Source organism: Bradyrhizobium sp. USDA 4504 (genome assembly GCF_054063995.1).
In genome coordinates this window covers 6,370,294-6,392,782 of sequence record NZ_JBSSGV010000001.1, presented here as the reverse complement: position 1 = coordinate 6,392,782, position 22,489 = coordinate 6,370,294, and the positions used below count along the sequence as shown (strand labels likewise).

Below are 22,489 nucleotides of genomic sequence, written 5' to 3'. Positions count from 1 at the left end.
GTTACGCCTCGCCCTGCAGGCGAAGCGCCAGGTTCTTCGGCAGGGTGTCGAGCTTTTCTGCCTCAAGCACCGCGACAAACTCTGGCTCAGCAAGCAATTTGCGCAGCGCCTCCAAGATGAATAGGAGCCGAGCTTTCGTGTTGTTGGATTTGCGGATCAACACCTTTTTGCGGTCGACGTCTGCGCGGTAGGCGCGAAGCAGCGCATTCGAACTGATCGGGGCGCCGTCGACCCGGCGTGCGCCGGTTTTATAGCCCTTGCCACGCCGGCGCCGCTGCTCAATCAGCTTTTTTGCAGCCATCAACCTTTGTCCGCGAAGCAGCTTTTCCTCATAGGCTTGCTGCAGCACCGCCTGGACGTCGGTGTCCTCGGCCTGAGCTATCAGGACGGCAACGGTGACAGGAATCTGACCGGCTTCCACTGCACGCAAGAGCCGGTGCTCGCCGCTTTCCAAGAGGCTGATGACTCCCTTGACGTATTCGATCGTAAGCCCGGTTTTGCGAGCAATTTCATCGTAATCATAGCCGCGGGTCTTGAGACCATCGATGTCGTGCAACAGATCGATCGCGCGATGCTGCCTTCGCGCGCAGTTCTCGACGAGGCTCATGATCGCGCTGTCCTCGCTGCTGGCATCGACCACCACCGCGGGGATTTCGCGCTGACCGAGCGCTCGGTAGGCCTCAAGCCGACCCTGGCCGCAGACCAGCTCGTAGCGCAGTTCGCTGTCCGTTTGTGTTCGTCGGACTGTGATCGGCCGCTTCAGACCGAGCTCGGCGACACTGGTCACGATCTCCTTGAAAATGCGCCTATTGCGAGCTCGCGGGTTGACCACGTCGATCGCATTCACCGGAACAATCTCAACAATCTGCCCCGACCCCATGGCGGACCTCCATCAGTTGCGAGCGAGCGGCGAGTTCGAACAGGGCGTCGAGCTGGTCAAACCGGTAAGCGTCGAGCCCGATACCGTTGTGCTCGGCCAGCCGCAGTTTGGATTGGTCCATGTCGAAGCGGGGAAGGAGGTAGTAGTCGAGGATGCCGGAATTGGTCTGATTCAGCCGGATAGCGACGGTGATGTCTGGCCGCAAGCCCATGTCGAAGCGGACATGCCAGCGATAGGTGCCAGCTGGTGTGTCCTGGGATCGGACCAGGCACAGCGAGGCGGTGAACTCGTCATTGACCGAAAGCAGATCGGTCTCGGCATCCTGTCCAACCGTGCCGCCGATCTCCTCGATGCCGCGGATGGCTTTGGCGATTAGTTCCGGATACATCCGACGAAGCGCCCGGTTGATCTCGATGTAGCGATAGTCCCGCTCCGGGGTGAAGCCGATCAATTCGTAAGCCCGAACCAGACTGCCGAACCGAGCCCGGTAGGCGCTGCTCGAGGGCCCGAGCTCCAATTCATCGATGATAATGCCAGATAGATAGCCATGCTTGTCGAGCAGGCCGCGGAGCAAGTCGAGCAGTTCTTCGTCGGAATAGGTTTTGGCGCGGTCATTGATGATTTTCTGCGCGGCCTGGAAGGTCTCGTCGTCGACGATCGCCTCGAAGGCCTTGTCATGCCGGACCCAGCGCTCGGGCGGGTTATAGACGCGGTGGCCCTTCAGTTTGCAGGAGCAACGGTTCCAGACATTGTTGCCGACGTACTTCTCGTTGATCAGGATCTGATGCACGGTAGCGCGGGTCCAGGGACGATCGAGGTCGGTGAGGGTGCCTTTCTCATTAAGCAAAGCGGCGATCTCGCGCTCGCCCTTCGAACGGTGAACAAAGCAATCATAGATGAAACGGACCGTCTCGATTTCCTCGTCCGGCCCGGGGACAAGGACGATGCGATCGGTCTGGATACTCTTGTGTTCACCGCGAACTAATGCCGCCTTGGGAGCGCCGTTTTGGTCGATCAATTGCCGCCTAAGCCCGCAGCCGGCCGGCCCACCTTGGCGGTAGCCCAGTTCGATTAACCTGCGCTGGCCGGCAAACACCTTGACCGAGAGCTCACGACTATACTCGCCTGCCATGGCTCGCTTGACACCCTTGACGATGGTCGAGACCGGACTTCCATCGTTTTCGAACTGCTCGGCGCAGTATCGAACCGAGATACCGGCGCGCTTACAGATGTATTCGTAATAGGCGCTTTCATCAGCATCCTGGAATCGTCCCCAACGGCTGACGTCGTAGACCAGAATAGAAGAGTAAGTGGCACTTCCGCTCTGGACATCCTCAATCAGCTCTTTGAGAGCATCCCGATCGTCCAACGTGAGGCCCGACTTGCCGCTGTCGATGTAGGTCTTTTCTATTCTGAAGCCGTGGCGAGCGGCATAGTCGTGAATGGCCTGTGATTGATTGGCTGTCGAATACTGCTGATGATCGGTCGACATTCGTACGTATTCGGCTGCGGCCATGATATGATCCGATCGCCACGGTTCAGTTGTCGTGTCTATTTTCGTGGACTGCATCACCGCCCAACTCCGGTCATGAACGCATGATGACGTAAGCAGCAGTATAGCTAAGCTCGGAGGAAACATGTTTCCGAAAACGGGCAAAAAGTTTCCAGGTGCTAGCGGTGGTCTGAGTGCGACCTACGCGCTCGGTATAGCTGAGATCCTCAGGCGCGAACTCGGCAACACGCACCGGGCACATAAGACATTAATGCGGTGGACAGGCGCGAACGAACGGACCGTAAAGAACTGGATCGCCGGCCTGAACGGACCGAGTGGTGAACATCTGCTGCATTTGATCCGAAATTCCGACGCTGTTTTCGAGCGTGTGTTGCAGTTGTCGGAGCGCAAGCCGGTCCCACTGGATCGTAGGCTTTCGGAAGTGCGTAGTGCCTTGCACGGCACCATCGAACTGCTCTCGGAGATTCTTCAAGAGGAACGAATCTCCAAGCCCTGAAGTTCGTGGGCGGCTCGTCAATCCCCGGCGTGGCGATCAACGCTCTGTATCGTTATTTCGCGGCACTGGACGAGCCATTGGCGCGAGGCGCCATTCTTCGGATCCTAGGCCAATTTTGGCTGGCTGATGCAGCGCAAGACCGGTTACCGGCTCCTTCAATGGTGCCAGAAGGCCAACGCCACGGAACTGGCGTCAAAGTAAGGGCCGTCTGCTTCGGTGGCGACCTAGGTCGGTAGTCGTCGGAGCTCGGAAGCGCAGGAAACAACAAATAGTTAACCGAGCCGCGCGGACGGCAAGCGGTTCGGGACGCGACGCGAATCACCTCGCCAATACTTTCCTGCACGGCCGCGGAACATCTTGACAAATCACGACTTTAGAGTCCGTGACCGACGAGTCGTGATGTGCTATCCTGGTTCAAAGGGTTCAACATGAACATCCAGGATGCTTGCGACTACATCATTGTGAGGTTCACCGAGGACGGCGGTTATCTGAACGTCCTGAAACTTCACAAGCTGCTCTACTATTGCCAGGCTTGGAGCCTGGCTTTTGGTCGTGGTCCGCTCTTTCCTCAACACAGTTTTCAAGCGTGGGTGCATGGGCCCGTAAATCGTGCCGTTTACGATCGTTTCGTTCAAACGAAGGCGATGTACTCTGCGGTTGGGCTCACCGATGTGCGAGCCGGCTTTGACCCGATGGGATTGGCCGAGGCTGATCGGGCTTTCATCAACTCGGTGCTCGAGGTCTATGCACCGCTTTCCGGCGACCAACTTGAAGAAATGACGCACCGAGAAGAGCCGTGGATCGAGGCCCGTGCTGGAGTATCTCCAAGTGCTCGTTGCGAAACTGTGATCCGCAACGAAACTATGCAGAGATACTATGCCGGCCGCCTTCAACAACAGACCGCTTAGGCCTGTCCCGGGCTACGTCCCGGCGAAAGCTCCACGTCCGCTAGCAGGTAATATTCCGCCGAAGAAGAAGTGGAAGTTTTCCTTCCGATACTGGAGGCAAATCGAATACTTCGGGATCGACCAGTGCGACAAATCGTGGTTTGCATCGGTCCTGACGCGATTCACTGAAGTATCTTCGCTTCATGTTGAGGACTCGCTTGCCGGTTCGTACGGATCGTCGTTGCGGTGCCATCCGATCGATTGGCATGCTAAGAACATCCCAATTTCAAAGGACGACATTGACTGGATAGCTGAATACGCCACTGAAGAACTCGAATTTATGCAGTTCTCGATTTCTACTGGCAGAGGTCGGGTCGTCGGCTTTTTTGATGATGAGCAGATTTTCAACGTTGTCCTGCTCGATCCCATGCATAACATTCAGCCCTCCAAGAAGCATAATTACCAAGTGAGGGCGACCTACATTGCGCAGTGCGCCATCACTAAACTGTCGGTGACGTTTGAAAAGGTCATCACAGGTTGCCCGCACCTCTCGCCGGAGCAACAAAGCGAGATGCTCGCCACTTTAAAGGTACAGAACTTGAAGTACTTCGATGCAGCTGTGCATCTATCTATTTCAGACGGCCACCTGCAAAAGGCCTACGAGTTCGCTCGCCTCGGCGTCATCACAGACCTGGGTGAACTTCTCGAAGCAACCATTGACGGCCTTGCATAGGGCTACGTCGCACAACGCGACGAATCCAACGTTACCGCGCAGAGTTTCTGGTACGCCCCCCAATCCCGCCGGCAAGGGCATCTGCCTGTATCCGGCACGCGCAAGGAATAGGAGTACGCGCCAAAGCCTCCCCAATGCCTGGCCGCTGGACCCAACGGCCTTGTATCCTTTCGATTGGTCGCGCGATTGCGGGACCGATACACAGCCCGGACCACGGCGGGGACAACGCTCTCCTGAGTACAGTTAGCGCACCTTCGTCCAGCAGCATCCGACAAGGTGAAGGGCAGCCGGCCTGATGTAGTGCTCAGCCAAGAACATCGCTTCGCGCCGTGTGTGGGCCCAAACTGGCACATGCTGAAATGCGAAGGTCAGGGCTTGCTGCTCATCGGTGACGAAGTCCATGCGCTCGACAGCAAATCGACGATCGCGGACTCTGCCAAACTGCGAGACCATCAAACGGTAGTCGCCGAGGTACTTGATGAAATACCCTCGTTCAACCCTTTCCCAACCGGAGGGGCAGCACCTACCCGCCACGCAACCTGCGTAGCGCAGCATTTTCCGGCCAGCGAAGAGCACACCCGGAGCCTGGGGCAGGTAGTTTGATGGCAGCCCGATCAACTCTCGTTCTTCGAGTGATCCCTCGAATATTGGAGCTTCATTGCCTGAATGCGCCACGTTGCCACCTTCTTACTCGTCTTTCGGCCTGAGAAGGCCGCTGCCTCGAACCGGCTTTGCCCATCCCCTTGTCACCGTGTCTCGAAATCCGCCTGGCATCAGGCGGCGCGATTGGATCGGGATGAAATTTAGATCACGCATGATTGCGGCCAGGCGCCGGGCGTTGCTGGTCGTGGGGCGAGCTCCGACGACGTCAAGAAGCGCAGCAGTGCTCATGGCCTCCACGTTGTCGACGGCCTTGGCAATGGTCTTCCGCCAAGGGTCGGGCGGCGAAGCATCGAGCTGCTTGCTGGCTTTTTGCATCTGTTCAAGGAAGGACATTGGCACCTCCAACTGATACGGTCCGCGGCTTCGCGGCGGTCAATTTGTGACGCTTCGGGCGGGTAATGCCCTCGGCGAGCGCCAGTACGGCGTAGCCGACGACGGCAGGGAGCGACCTTGCGATCTTCGTCGGCAGAGAGCGCGGCCAATGCGCGTGGTGAGGGCGGTAGGCGGTCAATGGCCCCCTAAGGGGGGCCCATTGACCACCACCACTGCCGCGGGGAATTGGCCAATCAATTGACCAGGAATTGACCAATTGCCCCCCCGCGCTAGGTAGCGACTTCGTCGTCGGCTGCATCGGAGCCTCCTTGACCGGCAGGTAACGGGTTGACCTGAAGACCCTGCCTTCTGCGAAATGGTCCATTTTCGATATCGCGAGATACGAGCGTGCCGTCCTTCCGAAGCATCTTGACCATGTTCTTGACGACCGCTGCCAGATCGACCGGAGCCCATTGGTGGGGCGCCGTAGCGCTCGCGGCTGCACCGACAGCGTCGTCGAGGAGTGATCGGGCGTTGTCGGCGCCGGCGGCGCTGGGGCTATAGGGCCAATATTGTCCGTCGATTTGTTTCCCGCGGCGGACAAGGTCGAGGATGGCCTGCCGTATCTTCTCGCCATCGACGGGCGCGGTGGCCTGAGGAGGAAGGTGTACTCGCGTGACGGCCTGTACGCTGTCGCCAAGAGGGTACGTCGGAGGCTCAGGGTTGGGCAGTTCCACGCTATGCAGGTGGTAGAACGGTGCATCGGCGACGCGGGGGGCGAGGTTGGACTTCGCATCGACGAGTCGGAAGTAACGGAGGCGCTCGGATACCAGGATGCCGAGGCTCACTGCTTCTTTTTCGGTCGGCGTCACCGGCATGATGGCGCGGCGAGCCAAGTTGACGATGGACGCGGCACCGCTGATCGCGTCAGCACTGCCAGCGTCGCCGCCCTTCCGGGTGTGGTGGACGATCAACACGGCACAATCGAATTCCGCCGCTATGCGCTTGAGCGCCCGCATGACAAGCGACATGCTGGAATTGTCGTTCATGTTGCCGCTCGCGCACAGAGCAACAAGAGGATCGAGCACGACGACATCGGGTGACAATGTCTGCAGCGCTTCCCGCAGTGTGGCGAGGCCGACCGCGTCGACTTCGGAGTGCCCCTTCAGGTTGGTGCGCAACAGCGAGAGACCTTGAACACTGGGGTTATCGGCGCCGGTGATGAAGAGACGGTCCAATTCCTGTTCGCTGACCCCGTGTGCCAGGCAAACAGCCCACACGCGCCGCCGAATTTCATCCGTGCTGTCTTCGGCGTTGATAAGCAGGACCTTCAGGTTGCTGCCACGGATTTTCTCTTCCAGGAGTTCCTTGCCTGTGGCGATCGACACCGCCATGCCGATAGCGAGGGACGACTTGCCGACGCCGCCCGGTGACCCAAGGACAGTGAGTTCGCCACGGACCAAGTCGTAACCGTACAAGGTGCGACGGTGCCGGACGTTCGAGAACGTCACCCTCAAGTCCGCCGGCGACCAGATTGCCGGCGAGTTAGTCGTCGAGCCAGGATTTACCGTGGCGGTAACAGGGCCGGTGAGGTGGAGTGGTGACTTGCCTTGAGCGAAGAACGGGCAGCTGGCGCACGACTTGCACCCCGCGCCGCGAATAGTTGCGCAGCTGGGCCAGCCGATACCGCGCTCGGCGCGTTCGGCGAGCTTGCGCTCGTACATTTCTTGAGTTTCGGCATGGGCGTAGGTGGGATGGCCCTTCGAAATCTCATGCGCAATGGCGTTGCCGTTCTCCAAGAACGATGCGCAGAGCACTGATAGATGCCAAAGCGGGTTGTCGTAGTTGCCGCCACCTGTATCCCTGGCGTGGCGCATGAAGGCACACTTCTCGAACACTGGTCCAGAGTGGAGCAGTGTGTTGCTACGTCGTACGACGCCTGCAGCGAGATCGTCGGCTACAATCAGCGATGCGAACGCGGGATCAGGTCCATTCTCGAAGCCGCTCTCGTAGCCAGGTACGATTGCTGAAACTAGCGAAGGCGAGGGCGTTTTCGCTGCAGACTTGGTCGGCGCTGTGCCGAGTAGGACGGAAAGCACCGATGGAAAGTCATACATCTGCCCCATGTGGATTAATCTCACTGGCCGAGGCGGATCGTATTTATGATTTTTGGTTCCCGGAACTCGCAGAATGCGGACGCTATCGGTGGTGAGACCAGTGTCGCAGAGGACCTTCTCGGCGAGCAGGAGCTGCTTGAGACCCTCAGCGAAGGGCCGCCATGTGGCGGGGTCGAGCGCGACGTCGCTGATCCAGTAGACGTGAAAGCCCCCGCCGCTGTCTACGATCGCGCTTGGCTCCGGCAAACCCACCTTCCGCGCGAACGCGAGGATAGCCTTGAGCGCGACGTCGGCGGTCTCGTAGTGCGTCCACGGCTCTCCGGCTGGGTGATCCGCCGGCTTGACCTTGACGTCGCAATCGATCCAGACGGCCTTGAGCGAGGTGGCGTTGCCGGCCTTACGCACCGCCTTAAGGCTCCCACGCTGGTTCTGCGCCATCGCGTTCTGCTGGCTGGTGCAGTACCACACGTCGTAAAACTGCGGGACACCCTCGATCCAGATGGCGCGGGAGACGAAGTCGTCAAGCGTCTTAAAGGGCCAGCCGACCACCCAGTCTTTGCCTCCGTTCTTGCTGGGGTCGTCGTTCTTGAGATGCGTATGCAAGTTGATCCAGCCGGGGCCTTGTGGCCCCGGCCAGACTACTACGCGCTCAAGGAACTGGCGTCCCAGATCGATGGGAGGGGAGGAAGTCGGCTGGGCGGTTGCCTCGCAGCCGTTTACCGTGGCGGTAATTTCCCCGGGGCGCGCAGTGGCGCTCTTGGATGCGGCGTAATCGCTCATCGCTGATGCCCCCCATTCGGGGGCGTCAGCAAATCGCCAAGTCCGTAGCGAACCAAGCGCCCGAACTTGATGAAGGGCGGCCACTGGCCCTTCGAGCGCCTCACGGATAGCGCCGTTTCGGTCAGCCGAGTGACGAGCGCCGTTTCCGCGGGCGTTAGGAGGGCATTAGTAGGAAGTCGATAAATTTCGTCGAGCGAGCGAGGCGCCAATCTAGGGCGCACTCTAACGCTTGCGCTTTGGTGAGAACTGATATCTGCCATCGTGGATTACCTCCACGATGCGTCTAGCAAGATCGAGAAACGGTCCTTGTTACGTTAATTATTTGGATTGAAGCGGAGGATCGTTGCGGCGCACCCTGCCCAACATCTTGCGCGCCTCACTGACGCGGGCGGGGCGAGACATTGTGCTGCAGTCCTTCTTTCGTGCTTGGCGAAGAGCTGCTAGGGCGACACTTTCAAGCTCTGCAACAACGCCCATTACGCCATCTTCCTGCTCGTCACCTAGACCTAGCCAGTTGCCGCGAATTCCATGTTCACTCAAAACGTTGGCAACGAGAACCGACAAGAGCTTTTCAGGTCCGTCAACCGGGCGCCCGCGACCACTCCCCCGCAGCTTGTGTTCGCCGCCCGCAAAGGCCCATGAGACCTCGTCTATCAGTGCTTGAACTATGTCCGAACGATCGCTCAAGCCATGGCGCTTGAGGACCTCTGTGGTTCGTTGCTGCAAATCTTCCGTGATTTCTTTGGGAATAGATGCGCAGCGGAGATTACCCTCCCACTTATACATCGCGCGGCCTCGCTGCGGTAAGCGACGCCACCGCATCGCTCAGCGCCTGCCGCGCGTCCTCGCCGGCCAGACGAACGTAGGCCCGTGCCGAGGCAATGCTCCGATGCCCGAGCCCGGTCGCAATCAGGTGCGGGCTTGCACCTGTTCTGGCCATTGCTGTGCCGACCGAGCGGCGGATGTCATGAATACGAAGATTTTTTATTTTTGCCCGACGCAGCACTCGCGCCCACGCCTTTGGCAGGCCCACAAGATGGCCGGCCCCGATAACGCTCGGGAACACCCACGGCTCGCCGGCTGAGCGCTCCAACTGCTGTTGAAGCAGCTTGACGGCCGGTTCTGTGAGCGTTGCGCCTTGCAAGCGCGTTGAAGTCTGCCGTCTGAGATGACGGCCGCGGCAAAGCCTAGCGAGCAGCCGCGAACCGAGTCTTGCGTGGCGTCCGGTAACGGCCGTTGCGAAGCGTAGACAGGGAGGTTGTAGGCCGGAATGAAGTGAACGGGAAAATAGCCCCGAAATCGAACGTGATCGGAGTAGCCGACCCTGTCTCTCAAAGGGGAAGGCGGAACCGCAGGCCGCGACAACGCGAGCGGTCAGAGGTGCTCCCGGGGTTCGTACCGCCAGCATGCAATCAAAGGAAGCAGCGTGAACAAGGGAGATCCATCCGGTTCAAGCGCAAGCTTGTAAGACCTGCCAAGCCGCTGAGGTGAGAAGGGTCTGACGACCGGGTGGAAGTCAGACTGACCGATAGTACTCCGAGGACGGGAGAGCCGGCCACATGGGGAAGCGGTCAGCGGTAGTTGAATTGTTCTTGGGCGACATGGGCTCCATTCAACGGGAGTTACGGCCTTCTATGCAAAGAGAAGATCAGCTGACCATGGAAACGAAACTTGAACAAATAGCAGTGAAAGCTCGGCGCGAGACAAATCTTCGCTTCACCTCGTTGGCCCATCACATCACGCGCGACCGAGTGCAAAAGAATCTATTACAGATTCCGAAGCGCTCCGCCGCCGGGGTGGACGGACAGACGGTGGAGGCGGCGAAGGAGAGCTTCGAGGACTGGATAGGGCCAATGCTCCAATCCATCCATCGCCAGGGATATCGGGCGCCGAACATTCGGCGGGTCTATATCCCCAAGCCCGGTAAGACGGAGAAGCGCCCCCTCGGGGTTCCAACTGTCGCCGACCGGGCGCTCCAGCGCAGCACGGCTGAGGTGCTGGCCGCTATTTACGAGCAGGACTTCTTACCCTGCTCGTTCGGCGGCAGGCCGAAGCTCAGCGCCCATCATGCCTTGGCGACCCTCAATGAGGTGATCGCCGGCGGCATGATCAGCTGGGTGTTGGAGGCGGATTTGAAGAACTTCTTCGGGAGTCTCGATCATGATCGGGTCCTCCGGTTTGTCGAACATCGAGTCGGTGATCCGCGCCTGATCAGCTTGATCCGGCGCTGGTTGAAAGCGGGCATCCTGGAAGACGGAGCGGTGCACCCGAGCGAACAAGGAACGCCACAAGGCGGATCGATCAGTGTGCTTTTGAGCAACCTCTACCTTCATTACGTTCTCGACCTCTGGTTCGAACGCGTGGTGAAGGGTCGGTTGCGGGGCGAAGCCCGACTGGTGCGCTATATCGACGACTTTGTGATCTGCTTCCAATATCGATCGGACGCCACCCGCGTACAGGAGGCCTTGCGTCTTCGGTTGGGGAAGTTCGGCCTCACTCTAGAGCCGACCAAGACCAAGTTGGTCGAGTTTGGTCGGTTCGCGCAAAGACATGCGGGCAAACGCGGCAGAAACCGCCCGGAAACAATCTACTTTCTGGGGCTGACGCTCTATTGCACGCGAAACCAAAAAGGCAACTTCAAGGTTGGGATGCGCACCGAGAAATCTCGGCTAAAGCGCAGCCTTATGTCTCTGCAGGAGCTGATGCGGCAAATACGGCATTACAAGATCAGTGACCAGGCCGATGAAATCAACCTCGTCCTGCGCGGCCACTATGGCTATTACGGCGTCGCCGGAAATCTCCGGAGCCTCGTAAAAGTCTATCGGGCCGTGGAGCGTTACTGGCGCGGAATGCTGCGCAGCCGCAGCTGGGCAGGCCGACGCCTCACTTGGGACGCCTTCAACCAAATCAAAGAACGGACACCGTTGCTGAAGCCTAAGCTGCGCCTCCCTTATCGGGAGCTGCAAGCGCTTGCAGTGCTGTGAACCAACTGTCGAAGAGCGTCGGTGCGGGAAATCCGCACGCCACGTTCTGTGGGAACCGGGGGCGGGCGACCGCCTCCGGTGACCCGGTGGATCGGGGTGGCTGTCTTGTTCTTCGCGACCTCTGCCGGTATCGTCCATATGGCAGCGCCAAGATCGATATCCTCCCAGCGCATGCTGACGACGCTGCCGCGGCGGGCGCCGGTGAACATCAACATCAGGAATACGCTGATCCAGGGCTCTCGCTCCGCCTCGATCGCCTTCATGAGGTTTTCGAGTTCATCGGATTTCAGAACGCGGGACCGCGATGTTTCTTGGAACCGGATCAGACCCTTCGCCGGATTGACGGTCAGCCGATCTGATCGAACGGCAAAGTTTAGAAGGGCCGACAAAAATGCGGCAACGCGATTAGCAGCAATCGGGCGGTCGGCCCCAATCCGATCAATCAGCCCCTGGCAATCGCTGCGGGAAATCTCCGCCAGGGCCTTCTTGCCAAGAGCCGGGCTCACTTCGGTCTCCCAGCGCTGTTTGTCTCGGCGCCAAGTCCGATTGCGCTGTTTCAAATGAGAGAGATAAGAGGGCCACAGATCGGACAATTTGGTCTTTCGCGCGCGCGCGGCCTTCCGCAAAGCCACCGGATCGTCGCCTTTGGCGATTTCCCCGGCGATTGTTCGCGCGGCTTGACGCGCGTCATCAAGTCTAAGACCGGGGTAGCGACCCAGCGTAATCCGATGGGCTGTGCCGTTGATCTTTTTGACGACCACGAACGAGCGTTGGCCGGTCGACGCAACACGAACAGCGAGGGAAGGTGTGACGGTGTCGTAAACATAGGCGACACCCGCCTGCGGCTCTGCGAGGTTCGCGATACGCTGCTCCGTCAGCTTCAGACGTGCAGGTGGGGTACGTTTGGATGGTGAGGGCAATTCGGATAACGACAAGGCGGTACTCATTCCGACAACTCGATTTTTGCAACCCTATTGCAACCGGAAAAGCGAATGAATGAAAACTCTAGCAACTGAGTTGGGAGAAGCTTGATTGATTTTCAAGGGCAACAATCTAGAGCAAACTTACGAAAGCGAAGCGTCAGAGACTGAAAATCGCAGTGTCGGTGGTTCGATCCCGCCCCTGGGCACCATTAGCATGTTCCCCAGCTTCCCCCTTTGTTCGCCGATGTGCTAGAAGTGCTTGAATCTAAGCGCTTTCTCGTTCGCTGACATTCGCGACCTTCCGCCAGCAGTCGCCGACTTTGTTGGTATCTCTGTTGGTATCTCGTTGGTCGCGTGTTGGTAGATTTGACCGCGGGGATCGAATCGATGCCACTTTCGGATGCCGCCTGCCGTTCCGCCAAACCCGCCGAAAAGCCCTACAAAATCAGTGACGGTGGCGGGCTCCATTTGCTCGTTGAAAAGAACGGATCGCGGCTTTGGCGGCAGGCGTATCGGTTCGACGGGAAGCAGAAACTGATCGCTCTGGGCGCCTATCCGGCGGTCAGTCTCGCCGACGCCCGCGCCGGTCGGGACGCGAACAAGGTGCTTCTGGCCAAGGGCATTGATCCGTCCGAGCAGCGCAAGTTGGATCGCAGTGCCGCGCGCATCGCGCGTGCCAATACTTTCCGGGTCGTCGCCGACGAACTGATCGTGAAATTCGAAGCCGAGGGCGACGACCCCAAGACAATAGAAAAGAAAAAATGGCTTCTCGGCTTTATCAACGCCGATTTGGGCGATCGACCGATCGCCGAGATCAAGGCGTCGGAATTGCTGGATGTGCTTCGAAAGATCGAGAGGCGAGGGCGGTATGATACGGCCCGGCGCGCCCGCAGCATAAGCGGTCGTGTTTTCAAGTATGCGATCAGCACCAATCGCGCCGAGCGTGACCCATCGGCTGATCTAGCGGGAGCCCTCATAGCTCCAAAAGTTAATCACCGGGCCGCCATCACCGAGCCGAAGGCTGTCGGTGCGCTTCTCCGCGCGATCGACGATATAGACGGTCAGATCACAACACGAGCGGCGTTGCAGTTGATCGCCCTTACGTTCGTTCGGCCGGGCGAACTGCGGCACGCGGAATGGAATGAATTCGATCTGCAGGGCGCGGTCTGGAACATTCCGAAGGAAAAAATGAAGATGCCGCGGCCGCACAAGGTTCCGCTGTCCCGGCAGGCGATTGCGATCATCAATGACCTTCGCGAAGTGACGGGTACGTCACGATACTTATTTCCGCAAATCCGCTCGTGGCATCGCCCAATTTCGGACGGCACCCTGAACGCTGCGCTGCGCCGGCTTGGGTATACGAAAGCGCAAGTGACCGCGCATGGCTTTCGCTCGACGGCTTCGACACTACTGAACGAAAGCCGCCGTTCGGATGGCAAGCGCCGTTGGGATAGCGATGCTATCGAGCGTCAGCTAGCGCACCAAGAGGAAGACGAGGTTCGCGCTGCCTACAACGGCGCCGAATATTGGGAGGAACGCGTCCCGATGATGCAGTGGTACGCGGATTATCTGGACGACCTCCGCAGGTTAGGAACCGTCCCGTCGATCGCGAAGTCCCCGCGATCCCGATCGTTGTCAGCATCCTAGCCCGTCGAACGAGTGTCGTGCAAAATATTCGTCTGGCCGATCCGCAAAACGGCCGCCGCCCAATGCGCCGCTCGGATATTCAACTGATAACGGTGGCGAGCGGCGAGAGCCCGGCGAAACAGATCAGAGATTCGAACGCGTTTCGTGGGTTTCGGCGAAACTGATGCGGCACTCGATAGGATAAGCAAGCTGCCAATACGCGATGAAGGCAAACATGAATATAACTGCCGCCATCGATAGCGTCGACCGCCCATCGAACAGGATCGCTACCAACCCACTGGACACTGCACCGGCCATCACCTGTGTGCTTCCGACGACGGCGCTGACGGCTCCTGCGATATCGGGCAGTGACCGTAAGGTGGCGTTCAATATGCTCGGCATGGTCATGCCAAAGGCGAGCGCTACAGTCATCAAGAGTACTGCGATCAGCGCCGGGGGCGTACACCCGGTCAGTGTTAGTGCGAGTAGCGTCGAGGAGGCCGCGACGAGCAGTGAGAGACCTATCGTCAGAACCTGCCGCGCCGGAACGTCGTAGAAGCCGAAATAGCCATCGAGAAGGGCTCCGCTCATCACGGCTACCGAACAAGCGCTGAGGATCAGACCGTACTGGCCTGCCGTCGACCTCACGATGCCGATGAAGAACAGCGAGCATCCAGTGACATAGGCAAATACCGCGGCGCCACCGGCGGCGCCGACCAGGATGTACGCAAGCGAAAGGCGATGGGTCAGAACGCGAAGAAAGGATCGAACTCCGGCGGCCGGAGCCGGGTGTTTCATCGGATCGAGCCTCACGCTCTCGGCAAGTCCATAAAACACAGCTAACAGCAGCGCGGTGCCGATCCCAGCTTGAATCGCGTAAATCAACCGTCAACTTCCGATCGACAGCAGCGCGGCCCCCGCGGTCGGCGAGATGATGGTCACAACATTGGTTGAGACTATGACGCTCCCGATCTTTGCGCGAGCGACTGCCTCATCGAAGAGGTCGCGAATAATGGCAAAAGTCATCGCAGCGCTGGCGGCACCGACGCCTTGGGTGAATCGATAAATCAGGAGTTCAAGTAAGGACCGCGCAATCGTGCAGGCTAAACTCGCGGCAATGAACAGTGCGAGGCCGAATACGATGACTGGCTTTCGGCCAAGCCGGTCGGAGATGGGACCATAGAGGAGGGGTGCAACGGCAAGGCTAAACATGAAAGCGCTCATTGTCAGGCCGACATCAGAGGCGCTCCTACTGAGCGAGGCGCCGGTCGCCGCGAGCGCCGGCAGATTGATGTCGATGCCCGAATACGGCACGGCCGCGAGAAGGCCGGGCAGCAGGGTGAAGGCAAAAGATGTTTGCCGGATTTGCATGATGCCTACCTTCGAAAGGTTTCTTGCGATTCTGACGAGAGAGCAAGGTGCGAAGGAGAGGGTGACTTTCCTTTCGCAACTGATGGTGGTTCGGTTTACTGGCTGGCGATCTGGCGGGTGCGGCTGTCCGCTACCGCGCGAGCCCGGGGCTTGCGTTCTTTGCCGGTGACAACCTGATTGATGATTCGCAGGATCTCCGATCGGGTGTCTATCCTCGCGAACTCGCGCGCCAATTCAGCGGCGCGGAGGCCATAGCTGGGCCGATCTAGCACTGTGCGCACCGCCTTGCGCAACGCTTCCGGTGTTGGCTCATTGGTCGCGAGGTCGATTCCGACGCCTGACCACGCGACGCGCGCGTTGACGTCAGCCTTGTCCTCCGTCAGCCCCGCGGTAACCAGCGGAATGCCGAAGCTCATTGCCTGATTGACGGTGCCATAGCCTCCATTGGTCAAAAGTACGTTGACCCGCGGCAACAGCCACTCGAACGGCAAGAAGCTCGCGACGCGGGCGTTGGACGGAATGCGACCCGGGATCGCTTCGATCGGGCGGCCACCGGCCGTAGCGACCACCAGCACGTCGGGCTCATTGGCCAGGGCCGCGAGCGTCGGAGCAACAAGCAAACCGAAATTGTGATTTGCGACGGTGCCTTGCGTCACCAGCACGACTTTGCGCGACCCATCGAGTTCATCGGCCCAGGGAGGCAGCGGGACCTGGCCGGGGATAATTGGAGGCGTACCGACGAAATGCACTGATGAAGGCATCTCGCGTGGAAACTCAAAGCTTGGTATCGACAATTGCAGAGAGGCATCTGCGAACTTGACGATAGTTTCGAACAGCGGAGTTGCTATCCTGCTTGCACCTAGAATTGTCAGCAGGTGATTCGCGCGATCAATCACCGGCCGATCGACCGCTACCTCAAATTCTCGGGCGATAACGCCGTACTTCGCGCGCTGCTCCGCGGTCGTTGCTGGCGGCAGACCGAGAAAGTTCGGTGCCCCGTCTTCCCTTGGCCAGTGGAGAACGGATGTGCCGCAGAGAACAATCGGCTTCCGTTGCCTTCGTAATTGCAGCAACATCGGCAATGCGCCGAGGAACATGTCGTCGCCGACGATGACGTCGGCCGGAAACGATCGCAGGGACTGCTGCAGGCCGTGGTGTTGCGCCGGGATCGCGTCGACGAAGACGTGCTCAAAGGCAGCCCGAATCCATCCAAGTCCGGGCGTGGTATTTTTGAGTCCTGGGACTACCGAGGAAATGTCTCCCGGATCGAAATCTGCGCTCGGTGGCAAGGCAAAGAATGCGGCTCCGCTACTTTCGATCCGCTCGCGAAAAGCGCTGCCCGTCAGGAACGCAACCTCGTGACCATCGCCGATAAGGATCCGCGCAATCGCCAGCAGTGGATTGAGATGCCCGGTCGCCGGTGTCGAAGGGATTAGAATTTTCATGCAGGGAGTCCTCTGGTTTGGCGATAGGAGCAACCGTCTCTGGGAGAGGGGCCGCTCGGCAAACAGAGGGACGTTATCGAGATCGACGTTACGCGTTTATTTCCGCGGAGCACAATATGATTGCAGTCGCAACGCGTGGTGACGTCACCGTGGCGAGACGGCGGCCTTCGCTCAATGCCGGGTTCGACACTCGGAGTGCGTCTATACCGTACTTTGGACTAGCGCGGCCGCGATCTCTCTCGGAATGATAGGCCAGCTCACGACGCTAGAAATTCCGGCAGTCATCAGTTTGTCAGAACTCAATCCGATGACGGCTAAGGAGGCTAGCACGATCGGAAGTCGCGGGACGGACGCGTGCAAGACTGTCGCAAGTTCAAGTGAGCGTGCGGTCGACTCAAAGTGGCCCACCACGGCCATATCGAATCGGTTCGAGTCGGCACGACAGGCTGCCAGCGCCGCGTCCGGATTGGTAAATCCTATGGGTTCATAGCCAAGTGCAGCGAGCATTTCCTCGTCGCACCGAACGCGCTCGCGATCCGAGGTTACGAGGATCACGGTTTTGGGAACCGTGACGTCGTGGGAGGCCGACATCGACGGGGCTTCCGGCAACCAGATCTCGAAGCGGCTTCCCTTGTTCGGCTCGCTCTGCACGTGCACTGCCCCGCCGTGATCAGAAATGATCTCACGGGCGGTCGCCAATCCGAGGGAATTGGTGGACGATCTGCTAGCGAAGAAGGGTTGAAAAATTCGTCCCTGCGTCGCCTCATCCATGCCATCTCCGGTGTCGGTCACGGTGATGCAGACGTACTGACCTGGTCTGAGCTCATCATGGCTGAGCGCAAGAGTATCTGGAACATCGCGTAGTTCGGCCGCAATCTCGATGCGTCCGCCGTCACGTATGGCATGTACGGCGTTATCAAAAAGGTCGATAATGACCTGCTGTAACGAAGCATTCTCACCCAACACGATAGTCGCAACTGGTGCTTCACGGATGATGAATTCGATGTTTTCTGGTAACGAGGCACCAAGCAGCGATGCGGTCTCAGCGATCAGGGCGCTGACCTTTAATGGCTGGCGATGCACGCCGTGCCCAGACGCGAAGGCTACCATCTGGTCCACAAGGTCCCGTGCGCACTCCGCGCCCCGGCGGATTGCGGCTAAACTGCACATGGACCGGTTGTCCAGTTCCGCACGCTCTTCCATCATCTCGGAATGGCCGAGAATGCCCCCCAATATGTTGTTAAAACTGTGCGCTAAGCCGTTCGCGAAGATACCGAGCTTTTCCATGCGCCGTGCCTTCTGCAGACGTTCCTCAAGGCGCGCGCGCGCCGTTTCGGTCTCGTGTCGCTCGACGGCCCTGGCGATGCAATCGAGCGCCGTCTGAAGGAGCGAAAGCTCTTCATGCGTTCTGATCATGCAGTTGTTTCCGACCGCATCAAAGCCGAGCACGAGGCGAGTTTCATCTTTGCCGCTAATCCTCGCACAGGCCCATCCTCCGAGGCCCCACTCAAGGCATCGAGTCCTTCTTTCTCCGACCGGCATTCGACCGACATGGGGAACATGAATCGCACCATCGGCGAACGTTTCTACCTGTGTCGCCAGTTCGACGGCCGCAACGGGCCAGCCGGGAGGAGGCGGCAAGCTCGACCTGTGCCAAAGATGGAGCCGCGGCGTTGAACCGGACATTACGAAATAGGCGCGATCTGATCCGATGCAGGCCGCCAGATCAGCCACGGCGCGATCAATCTCCTTGTCGATGTTCTCCAACCGCGCGCCGATAAAGCGCATGGATATATCGGTGATCACATGTGCAAGCTTTGCGCTGCGCTGTAGCGCGATCGCGCGTGACCTCAGGCGGATGCTGAGGTGGACCAGGAACACCACGACGATCAACAAGGTGACGCAGAGGATCTTGCCGTCCATCTGGATATCCCCTCGCGATGTAACTAGGTGTGTTGCGAGCTTTGCGGAGGTGCATCCTGCTCCTGCTTTTGAGGCAGCTCCCGCATAACACTCAATGTGCTATCCGCTCGGGCGGTAATCGTTCGCAGGAGCGTGATACCTCGACATACTCCTTGCGCCATCCAGTTCACCTTTTGGTCAAGTTGATCTAGGCGATGCCCGATCTCGAAGACGGAGGCCGACGCTGTATCCTGGCGTCAACTACAAAATTGCGACCGCGCCGCTTATCGCCAAATTCATGGCCGGCGGATCGCGAATGCGATCGGAACCGCGCGAAGAAGCCTGCTCGGAGCGTTGCGATTGAGCTCGACGAAAACGCATCCGAATAGCCCAGCCCCGCAATCAAACGTACGCAGCAGCAAGGATGCCTGTAATAGGGCGGGGCGTGGCGAGAATTCTGATAGCTCGAACCGCTTTATGGCGCAGCTTCGCGCTGGGTCGAACAAGCGCCGGCCACATACGTTGATCGAGCTTCGCGTTGGGTGACAGCGCCAGGTTGAGCTTCCATCGGCACGACGGGGTCACCCAGTCTGATGTTGTGCGAAATAAGGTGCAGGGTGGGTCGTTGCCGCTTCACAGGAAGACCGGTTGGCGCGGAGAGGTTTGCGTCTTCGTCATGCATTGCTGGAGGTATTCCGTGCATCGCCTGGGCATAAGCGGCGCATCCAGCAAGCATTTCTGCGACCAGCCACGCCGCGATTGCCAACAGGCTCTCGCCGAGAGCTCCGATACAGCGTGCCGCGGTCGAGAACGTCGGTCTGTACTTAACTGGGAGCGATCGGATGATCGCTCGTGCGTCAGACTCCTCATCGGAATGAATGCGGAGATGATAGGACGGAGCTCCATTGGTTCGTCGCGGCCGCTCTGTTCGCGATCGCGGGTTAACGTAGGACAAGAGCTTTGCGACTGCCATCGGTGCGTCTCCCTTGGGGTCAAGTTCGGGGGAGACCATCTCGCGCGCATGCTTCTGAATTATTCCAATGATGGGGATTAAGGCTACAATTGTCATGGGAACCTGCGCCTTACCGCGGCGGCAAGGATCGGTCCATGTCATTGGCACGAAACGTCGGCGGTTCCGGCAGTGCCGAAGTCATACCAACTCGACGGGTAGCGAGAAGACATATCCCACGCCCCGCTCGGTGCGGATGATGGACGGCATGCCGGGATCAAGTTCGAGCTTACGTCGTAACCGCAGCACTTGCACATCGATGCTGCGATCGAAGACATCTTCGTGAATGCGCGTGGCCTGCAACAGGTGCTCGCGCGACAGTGGCCGCAGCGGCGCTTGGAGAAAAGCGGTCAGAAGGGCGTACTCGCCTTTGGTCAAGGCGATTGGCTCGCCGCCGGAGTTCGTCAAGAGCCGGGTTCGACGATCGAGCTGCCAGTCACCGAATCGGTAGCGGCCTTTTTCCATATCGCGCGGTGAATTGGTCTGGCCGGCTTCGCGGCGCCTCAGCACCGCGCGGATACGGGCCAGCAGCTCCCGCAAGCCAAACGGCTTGGTGATATAGTCGTCCGCGCCCAGTTCGAGCCCGACCACGCGATCAATCTCGTCGCGGCGCTGGCCCGTCGTGATGATGATGGGAACGTTGGATTGAGCGCGTATCTCGCGAAGCAGATCGAGCCCGTCGTCATGACCAAGCCGCAAGTCGAGCACCACCAGATCCGGCTGACTACGTGCCATCAATCCACTGACCTCGTCACGACGGCTGGTGGACACCGCGCGGATGTCGTGATCCTCGAGATAGCTCGTTACTAGATGCCGCATGGTGCTGTCATCTTCCACGACCAGGCATGTCGGCGATTTGCGGCCTGCCGCGTTACTCGTTGCCGATGGTTCGGCCGACTCGAACGGCTGATCGTCTTCTTGATTGTCCATTGATGCAGCAGCGTGCCGTGGCTCACCCTCTATACTTGTCGTCACCGAATCTCTCCGTCCCTCCGCGACGCGGTAGCGGTATATGGGACCTCATCCGATATCGCAGCACACGTTTCGGAGAGCGGTGTCCTTATTTCAACGTCCTTTCGAGTGCATATGAGGCGAACTAGGGGCGCGCGCAAACATGTCGAGCAGATTGCATCTGTAACGCAATAATCCGAAATTGAAATCAATCGGTAGCGAATGGTGCGCAGACTTCGAGTGATGGCTTCACTGCGAATGGGAAAATTATGCTTGATTCAAAGGAGAAAGCATGGAGAGCGCCAACCAAAAAGGAGATGCCGCGGATCGTGGTGCTAACGGCACTGGAGAGCGAACTTGACGCCGCAAGCGCTGTCGGCAACGTTAAGGTCGTTTACGGGGGTGTTGGAAAAATTAACGCCGCGATCGCCACCGCGACAGAGATTTTGGCCGAGAAGCCAAGTCTCCTCGTAAACTACGGAACCTGTGGCAAGATCACGAAAGAATTGCGCGGCCTGGTCGAAGTATCTCATGTGCTTCAGCGAGACATGATGGCAATGCCGTTGGCGCCACGCGGCACAACGCCATTTGACCATGCTGAGTCAATCTTGGCCTCTGGCCATGGTTCTGCTGTATGCGGGACGGGTGACAGTTTCGTTACCTCAGTCGATTCCTGGCTCATTTCGAACAACGTCGATGTGGTTGACATGGAATTGTTCGCCATAGCCCACGTATGTCGGCGATTCGGCGTGGCCTGGCGCGCGTTCAAATACGTAACTGATGGCGCTGATGAATCAGCTCCGGAGCAATGGACGAGCAATTGTGCAAAGGGGTCTGATTTATTCTGGAGCCGACTGAAAACCATTCTCGATGAGTATTCCTGAACACAAACAAGGAGCGGCAGGATTGCGGCGCGTTCCCGATATGCTGACGACGGAGCCGTGGAAGAACCGAGCGTTGCTGCGGTCTGCGACTCGCCAGCCATGATTCTACATGTTCGCGATCGGAGCTGAACATCAAGATCTCTGTCGTCGATGGGCCGGATTTGACTGTTAGCGCACCCGAAGCAAGAATCGCGGGTTTCTAACGTTCGGTTGCGATCGGTAAGTTGATCCTTACACAAGTGCCCTGATGCGGCGTGCTGTGGACTTCAATGTGTCCGCGCGCTTGATCAACAAAATGGCGCACCATCGGAAGCCCGAGCCCCGTTCCAACGCCATTTGGTTTCGTCGTAAAAAAGGGTTCGAATACCTTCGCTATGACGTCGGATGAAATGCCGTCGCCAGAATCTGTGACGCATAGCGAAACATAGCGGTAGCCATTGTCGCCTTCGGATGAGCAAGTCGTGCTCGTTTCGATTGTGATGGTGCCGCCGTTGGGCATGGCGTCCCGGCTATTTATTACGAGGTTGATGATCGCGCATTCGAGCAGGTGAGGGTCGCATCGGACTTCAGTTGTTGAAGCCGACATAATCAAGCGCAGGTCGACGCGGTCTCCGGCGGCGCAGTGCAGCAGATCGTTCATTGAAAGGAGGGCGTCGTCGAGCTGAAACACATTGTCCGCTTGAACGTCCGTTTTGCGCCCAACGTTCATAAGATGATGCGCCAGTTTACTGGCGCTGACCAATGACCGCTCTGCAACTTCTATCAGAGAATCTAGGTCAGACGTGCAGCCGGCCGCAACACGCGCACGCATCAGACTGAGGGCGCTCGCCATGTTCTGCAGTCTGTTATTGAAGTCATGGGCAACCCCGCTTGCGAGTTGTTCCGTCAAATGCATCTTGTGGTCTCCTCGGATCTGCTCATGGAAACTCTCGCAACTCGCGTCTTCAGTTTCGAAGTCATTTTTACCCTGCAGCGCATCAGTGGCTCTTCGCTACGTATCCCCAAGCTGCGGT

Annotated in this window: 20 protein-coding genes; 6 read left to right on the top strand and 14 right to left on the bottom strand. The window is 58.7% G+C overall.

The window, feature by feature from the left end:
* Window position 1 precedes the first annotated feature (1 nt).
* Together ACVMB1_RS30090 and ACVMB1_RS30085 are read right to left on the bottom strand one after the other, a co-directional pair.
* Entirely contained in the window at window positions 2-880 is an 879-nt protein-coding gene (locus ACVMB1_RS30090; RefSeq protein WP_456849614.1) for a ParB/RepB/Spo0J family partition protein, read from the bottom strand.
* On the bottom strand, window positions 858-2,396 hold the full coding sequence (locus ACVMB1_RS30085; protein ID WP_456849613.1) for a recombinase family protein: 1,539 nt from the start codon (window positions 2,394-2,396) through the stop codon (window positions 858-860). The genes ACVMB1_RS30090 and ACVMB1_RS30085 overlap by 23 nt, the downstream gene beginning before the upstream one ends.
* A gap of 121 nt (window positions 2,397-2,517) precedes the next feature.
* Between ACVMB1_RS30085 and ACVMB1_RS30080 the strand changes: the two genes are divergently transcribed.
* The 3 genes from ACVMB1_RS30080 (at window position 2,518) to ACVMB1_RS30070 (ending at window position 4,509) form a co-directional block, all read left to right on the top strand.
* Entirely contained in the window at window positions 2,518-2,889 is a 372-nt protein-coding gene (locus ACVMB1_RS30080; protein WP_456849611.1) for a hypothetical protein, read from the top strand.
* Window positions 2,890-3,317: 428 nt separating this feature from the next.
* On the top strand, window positions 3,318-3,797 hold the full coding sequence (locus ACVMB1_RS30075; protein WP_456849609.1) for a Panacea domain-containing protein: 480 nt from the start codon (window positions 3,318-3,320) through the stop codon (window positions 3,795-3,797).
* Window positions 3,766-4,509, top strand: coding sequence for a hypothetical protein (locus ACVMB1_RS30070; protein ID WP_456849607.1), 744 nt, complete (start codon window positions 3,766-3,768; stop codon window positions 4,507-4,509). The genes ACVMB1_RS30075 and ACVMB1_RS30070 overlap by 32 nt, the downstream gene beginning before the upstream one ends.
* Window positions 4,510-4,752: 243 nt before the next feature.
* On the opposite strand, the gene ACVMB1_RS30065 is transcribed toward ACVMB1_RS30070, so the two are convergent.
* The 5 genes from ACVMB1_RS30065 to ACVMB1_RS30045 form a co-directional block, all read right to left on the bottom strand.
* A complete protein-coding gene (locus tag ACVMB1_RS30065; RefSeq protein WP_456849605.1) occupies window positions 4,753-5,184 on the bottom strand; it encodes a hypothetical protein in 432 nt (143 codons plus the stop codon).
* Between the two features lie 12 nt (window positions 5,185-5,196).
* On the bottom strand, window positions 5,197-5,505 hold the full coding sequence (locus ACVMB1_RS30060) for a hypothetical protein (RefSeq protein WP_456849603.1): 309 nt from the start codon (window positions 5,503-5,505) through the stop codon (window positions 5,197-5,199).
* A 269-nt stretch (window positions 5,506-5,774) separates the two neighbouring features.
* Complete coding sequence (locus ACVMB1_RS30055; RefSeq protein ID WP_456849601.1) at window positions 5,775-8,381, bottom strand: AAA family ATPase; 2,607 nt, start codon at window positions 8,379-8,381, stop codon at window positions 5,775-5,777.
* Window positions 8,382-8,699: 318 nt separating this feature from the next.
* Window positions 8,700-9,167, bottom strand: coding sequence for a hypothetical protein (locus tag ACVMB1_RS30050; RefSeq protein ID WP_456849599.1), 468 nt, complete (start codon window positions 9,165-9,167; stop codon window positions 8,700-8,702).
* Entirely contained in the window at window positions 9,160-9,525 is a 366-nt protein-coding gene (locus ACVMB1_RS30045) for a tyrosine-type recombinase/integrase (RefSeq protein WP_456849597.1), read from the bottom strand. Before ACVMB1_RS30045 ends, ACVMB1_RS30050 begins: the two co-directional genes overlap by 8 nt.
* A gap of 490 nt (window positions 9,526-10,015) precedes the next feature.
* Here ACVMB1_RS30045 and ltrA point away from each other — a divergent pair, with 490 nt between their 5' ends.
* Window positions 10,016-11,365 (top strand): group II intron reverse transcriptase/maturase, encoded by a 1,350-nt coding sequence (gene ltrA / locus ACVMB1_RS30040; RefSeq protein WP_069280038.1) that lies wholly within the window; start codon window positions 10,016-10,018, stop codon window positions 11,363-11,365.
* Here the strand turns inward: ltrA and ACVMB1_RS30035 are convergent.
* Complete coding sequence (locus ACVMB1_RS30035; protein ID WP_456849595.1) at window positions 11,332-12,312, bottom strand: tyrosine-type recombinase/integrase; 981 nt, start codon at window positions 12,310-12,312, stop codon at window positions 11,332-11,334. The two genes, ltrA and ACVMB1_RS30035, sit on opposite strands and share 34 nt — an antisense overlap.
* A 363-nt stretch (window positions 12,313-12,675) precedes the next feature.
* On the opposite strand from ACVMB1_RS30035, the gene ACVMB1_RS30030 reads away from it, so the two are divergent.
* On the top strand, window positions 12,676-13,935 hold the full coding sequence (locus tag ACVMB1_RS30030; protein WP_456849593.1) for a tyrosine-type recombinase/integrase: 1,260 nt from the start codon (window positions 12,676-12,678) through the stop codon (window positions 13,933-13,935).
* Window positions 13,936-14,058: 123 nt separating this feature from the next.
* Here the strand turns inward: ACVMB1_RS30030 and ACVMB1_RS30025 are convergent, their stop codons facing one another.
* The 5 genes from ACVMB1_RS30025 to ACVMB1_RS30005 all read right to left on the bottom strand — a co-directional run bounded on the left by ACVMB1_RS30025 (window position 14,059) and on the right by ACVMB1_RS30005 (window position 20,571).
* Entirely contained in the window at window positions 14,059-14,799 is a 741-nt protein-coding gene (locus ACVMB1_RS30025) for a hypothetical protein (RefSeq protein WP_456849591.1), read from the bottom strand.
* Between the two features lie 3 nt (window positions 14,800-14,802).
* The gene (locus ACVMB1_RS30020; RefSeq protein WP_456849589.1) at window positions 14,803-15,285 is read right to left on the bottom strand and encodes an MFS transporter; all 483 of its coding nucleotides are present in this window, start codon (window positions 15,283-15,285) and stop codon (window positions 14,803-14,805) included.
* Window positions 15,286-15,380: 95 nt separating this feature from the next.
* Entirely contained in the window at window positions 15,381-16,730 is a 1,350-nt protein-coding gene (locus ACVMB1_RS30015; protein ID WP_456849587.1) for a nucleotide disphospho-sugar-binding domain-containing protein, read from the bottom strand.
* 201 nt (window positions 16,731-16,931) lie between these two features.
* The gene (locus ACVMB1_RS30010; protein ID WP_456849585.1) at window positions 16,932-18,653 is read right to left on the bottom strand and encodes an ATP-binding protein; all 1,722 of its coding nucleotides are present in this window, start codon (window positions 18,651-18,653) and stop codon (window positions 16,932-16,934) included.
* Between the two features lie 1,129 nt (window positions 18,654-19,782).
* Window positions 19,783-20,571: a response regulator gene (locus ACVMB1_RS30005; protein ID WP_456849583.1), complete on the bottom strand. Its 789-nt coding sequence runs from the start codon at window positions 20,569-20,571 to the stop codon at window positions 19,783-19,785.
* Window positions 20,572-20,861: 290 nt separating this feature from the next.
* Here ACVMB1_RS30005 and ACVMB1_RS30000 point away from each other — a divergent pair, with 290 nt between their 5' ends.
* Window positions 20,862-21,476: a phosphorylase family protein gene (locus ACVMB1_RS30000; RefSeq protein ID WP_456849581.1), complete on the top strand. Its 615-nt coding sequence runs from the start codon at window positions 20,862-20,864 to the stop codon at window positions 21,474-21,476.
* Window positions 21,477-21,675: 199 nt separating this feature from the next.
* Here ACVMB1_RS30000 and ACVMB1_RS29995 read toward each other — a convergent pair whose 3' ends face one another.
* A complete protein-coding gene (locus ACVMB1_RS29995) occupies window positions 21,676-22,371 on the bottom strand; it encodes a sensor histidine kinase (protein ID WP_456849579.1) in 696 nt (231 codons plus the stop codon).
* Window positions 22,372-22,489: the final 118 nt, after the last annotated feature.

What these genes read in the sequence shown, in the direction of transcription:
- ACVMB1_RS30090 (WP_456849614.1), bottom strand. Translation starts at nt 880, where the DNA reads ATGGGGTCGGGGCAGATTGTTGAGATTGTTCCGGTGAATGCGATCGAC.
- ACVMB1_RS30085 (WP_456849613.1), bottom strand. Translation starts at nt 2,396, where the DNA reads ATGGCCGCAGCCGAATACGTACGAATGTCGACCGATCATCAGCAGTAT.
- ACVMB1_RS30080 (WP_456849611.1), top strand. Translation starts at nt 2,518, where the DNA reads ATGTTTCCGAAAACGGGCAAAAAGTTTCCAGGTGCTAGCGGTGGTCTG.
- ACVMB1_RS30075 (WP_456849609.1), top strand. Translation starts at nt 3,318, where the DNA reads ATGAACATCCAGGATGCTTGCGACTACATCATTGTGAGGTTCACCGAG.
- ACVMB1_RS30070 (WP_456849607.1), top strand. Translation starts at nt 3,766, where the DNA reads ATGCCGGCCGCCTTCAACAACAGACCGCTTAGGCCTGTCCCGGGCTAC.
- ACVMB1_RS30060 (WP_456849603.1), bottom strand. Translation starts at nt 5,505, where the DNA reads ATGTCCTTCCTTGAACAGATGCAAAAAGCCAGCAAGCAGCTCGATGCT.
- ACVMB1_RS30055 (WP_456849601.1), bottom strand. Translation starts at nt 8,381, where the DNA reads ATGAGCGATTACGCCGCATCCAAGAGCGCCACTGCGCGCCCCGGGGAA.
- ACVMB1_RS30050 (WP_456849599.1), bottom strand. Translation starts at nt 9,167, where the DNA reads ATGTATAAGTGGGAGGGTAATCTCCGCTGCGCATCTATTCCCAAAGAA.
- ltrA (WP_069280038.1), top strand. Translation starts at nt 10,016, where the DNA reads ATGCAAAGAGAAGATCAGCTGACCATGGAAACGAAACTTGAACAAATA.
- ACVMB1_RS30035 (WP_456849595.1), bottom strand. Translation starts at nt 12,312, where the DNA reads ATGAGTACCGCCTTGTCGTTATCCGAATTGCCCTCACCATCCAAACGT.
- ACVMB1_RS30030 (WP_456849593.1), top strand. Translation starts at nt 12,676, where the DNA reads ATGCCACTTTCGGATGCCGCCTGCCGTTCCGCCAAACCCGCCGAAAAG.
- ACVMB1_RS30020 (WP_456849589.1), bottom strand. Translation starts at nt 15,285, where the DNA reads ATGCAAATCCGGCAAACATCTTTTGCCTTCACCCTGCTGCCCGGCCTT.
- ACVMB1_RS30015 (WP_456849587.1), bottom strand. Translation starts at nt 16,730, where the DNA reads ATGAAAATTCTAATCCCTTCGACACCGGCGACCGGGCATCTCAATCCA.
- ACVMB1_RS30010 (WP_456849585.1), bottom strand. Translation starts at nt 18,653, where the DNA reads ATGGACGGCAAGATCCTCTGCGTCACCTTGTTGATCGTCGTGGTGTTC.
- ACVMB1_RS30005 (WP_456849583.1), bottom strand. Translation starts at nt 20,571, where the DNA reads ATGGACAATCAAGAAGACGATCAGCCGTTCGAGTCGGCCGAACCATCG.
- ACVMB1_RS30000 (WP_456849581.1), top strand. Translation starts at nt 20,862, where the DNA reads ATGCTTGATTCAAAGGAGAAAGCATGGAGAGCGCCAACCAAAAAGGAG.
- ACVMB1_RS29995 (WP_456849579.1), bottom strand. Translation starts at nt 22,371, where the DNA reads ATGCATTTGACGGAACAACTCGCAAGCGGGGTTGCCCATGACTTCAAT.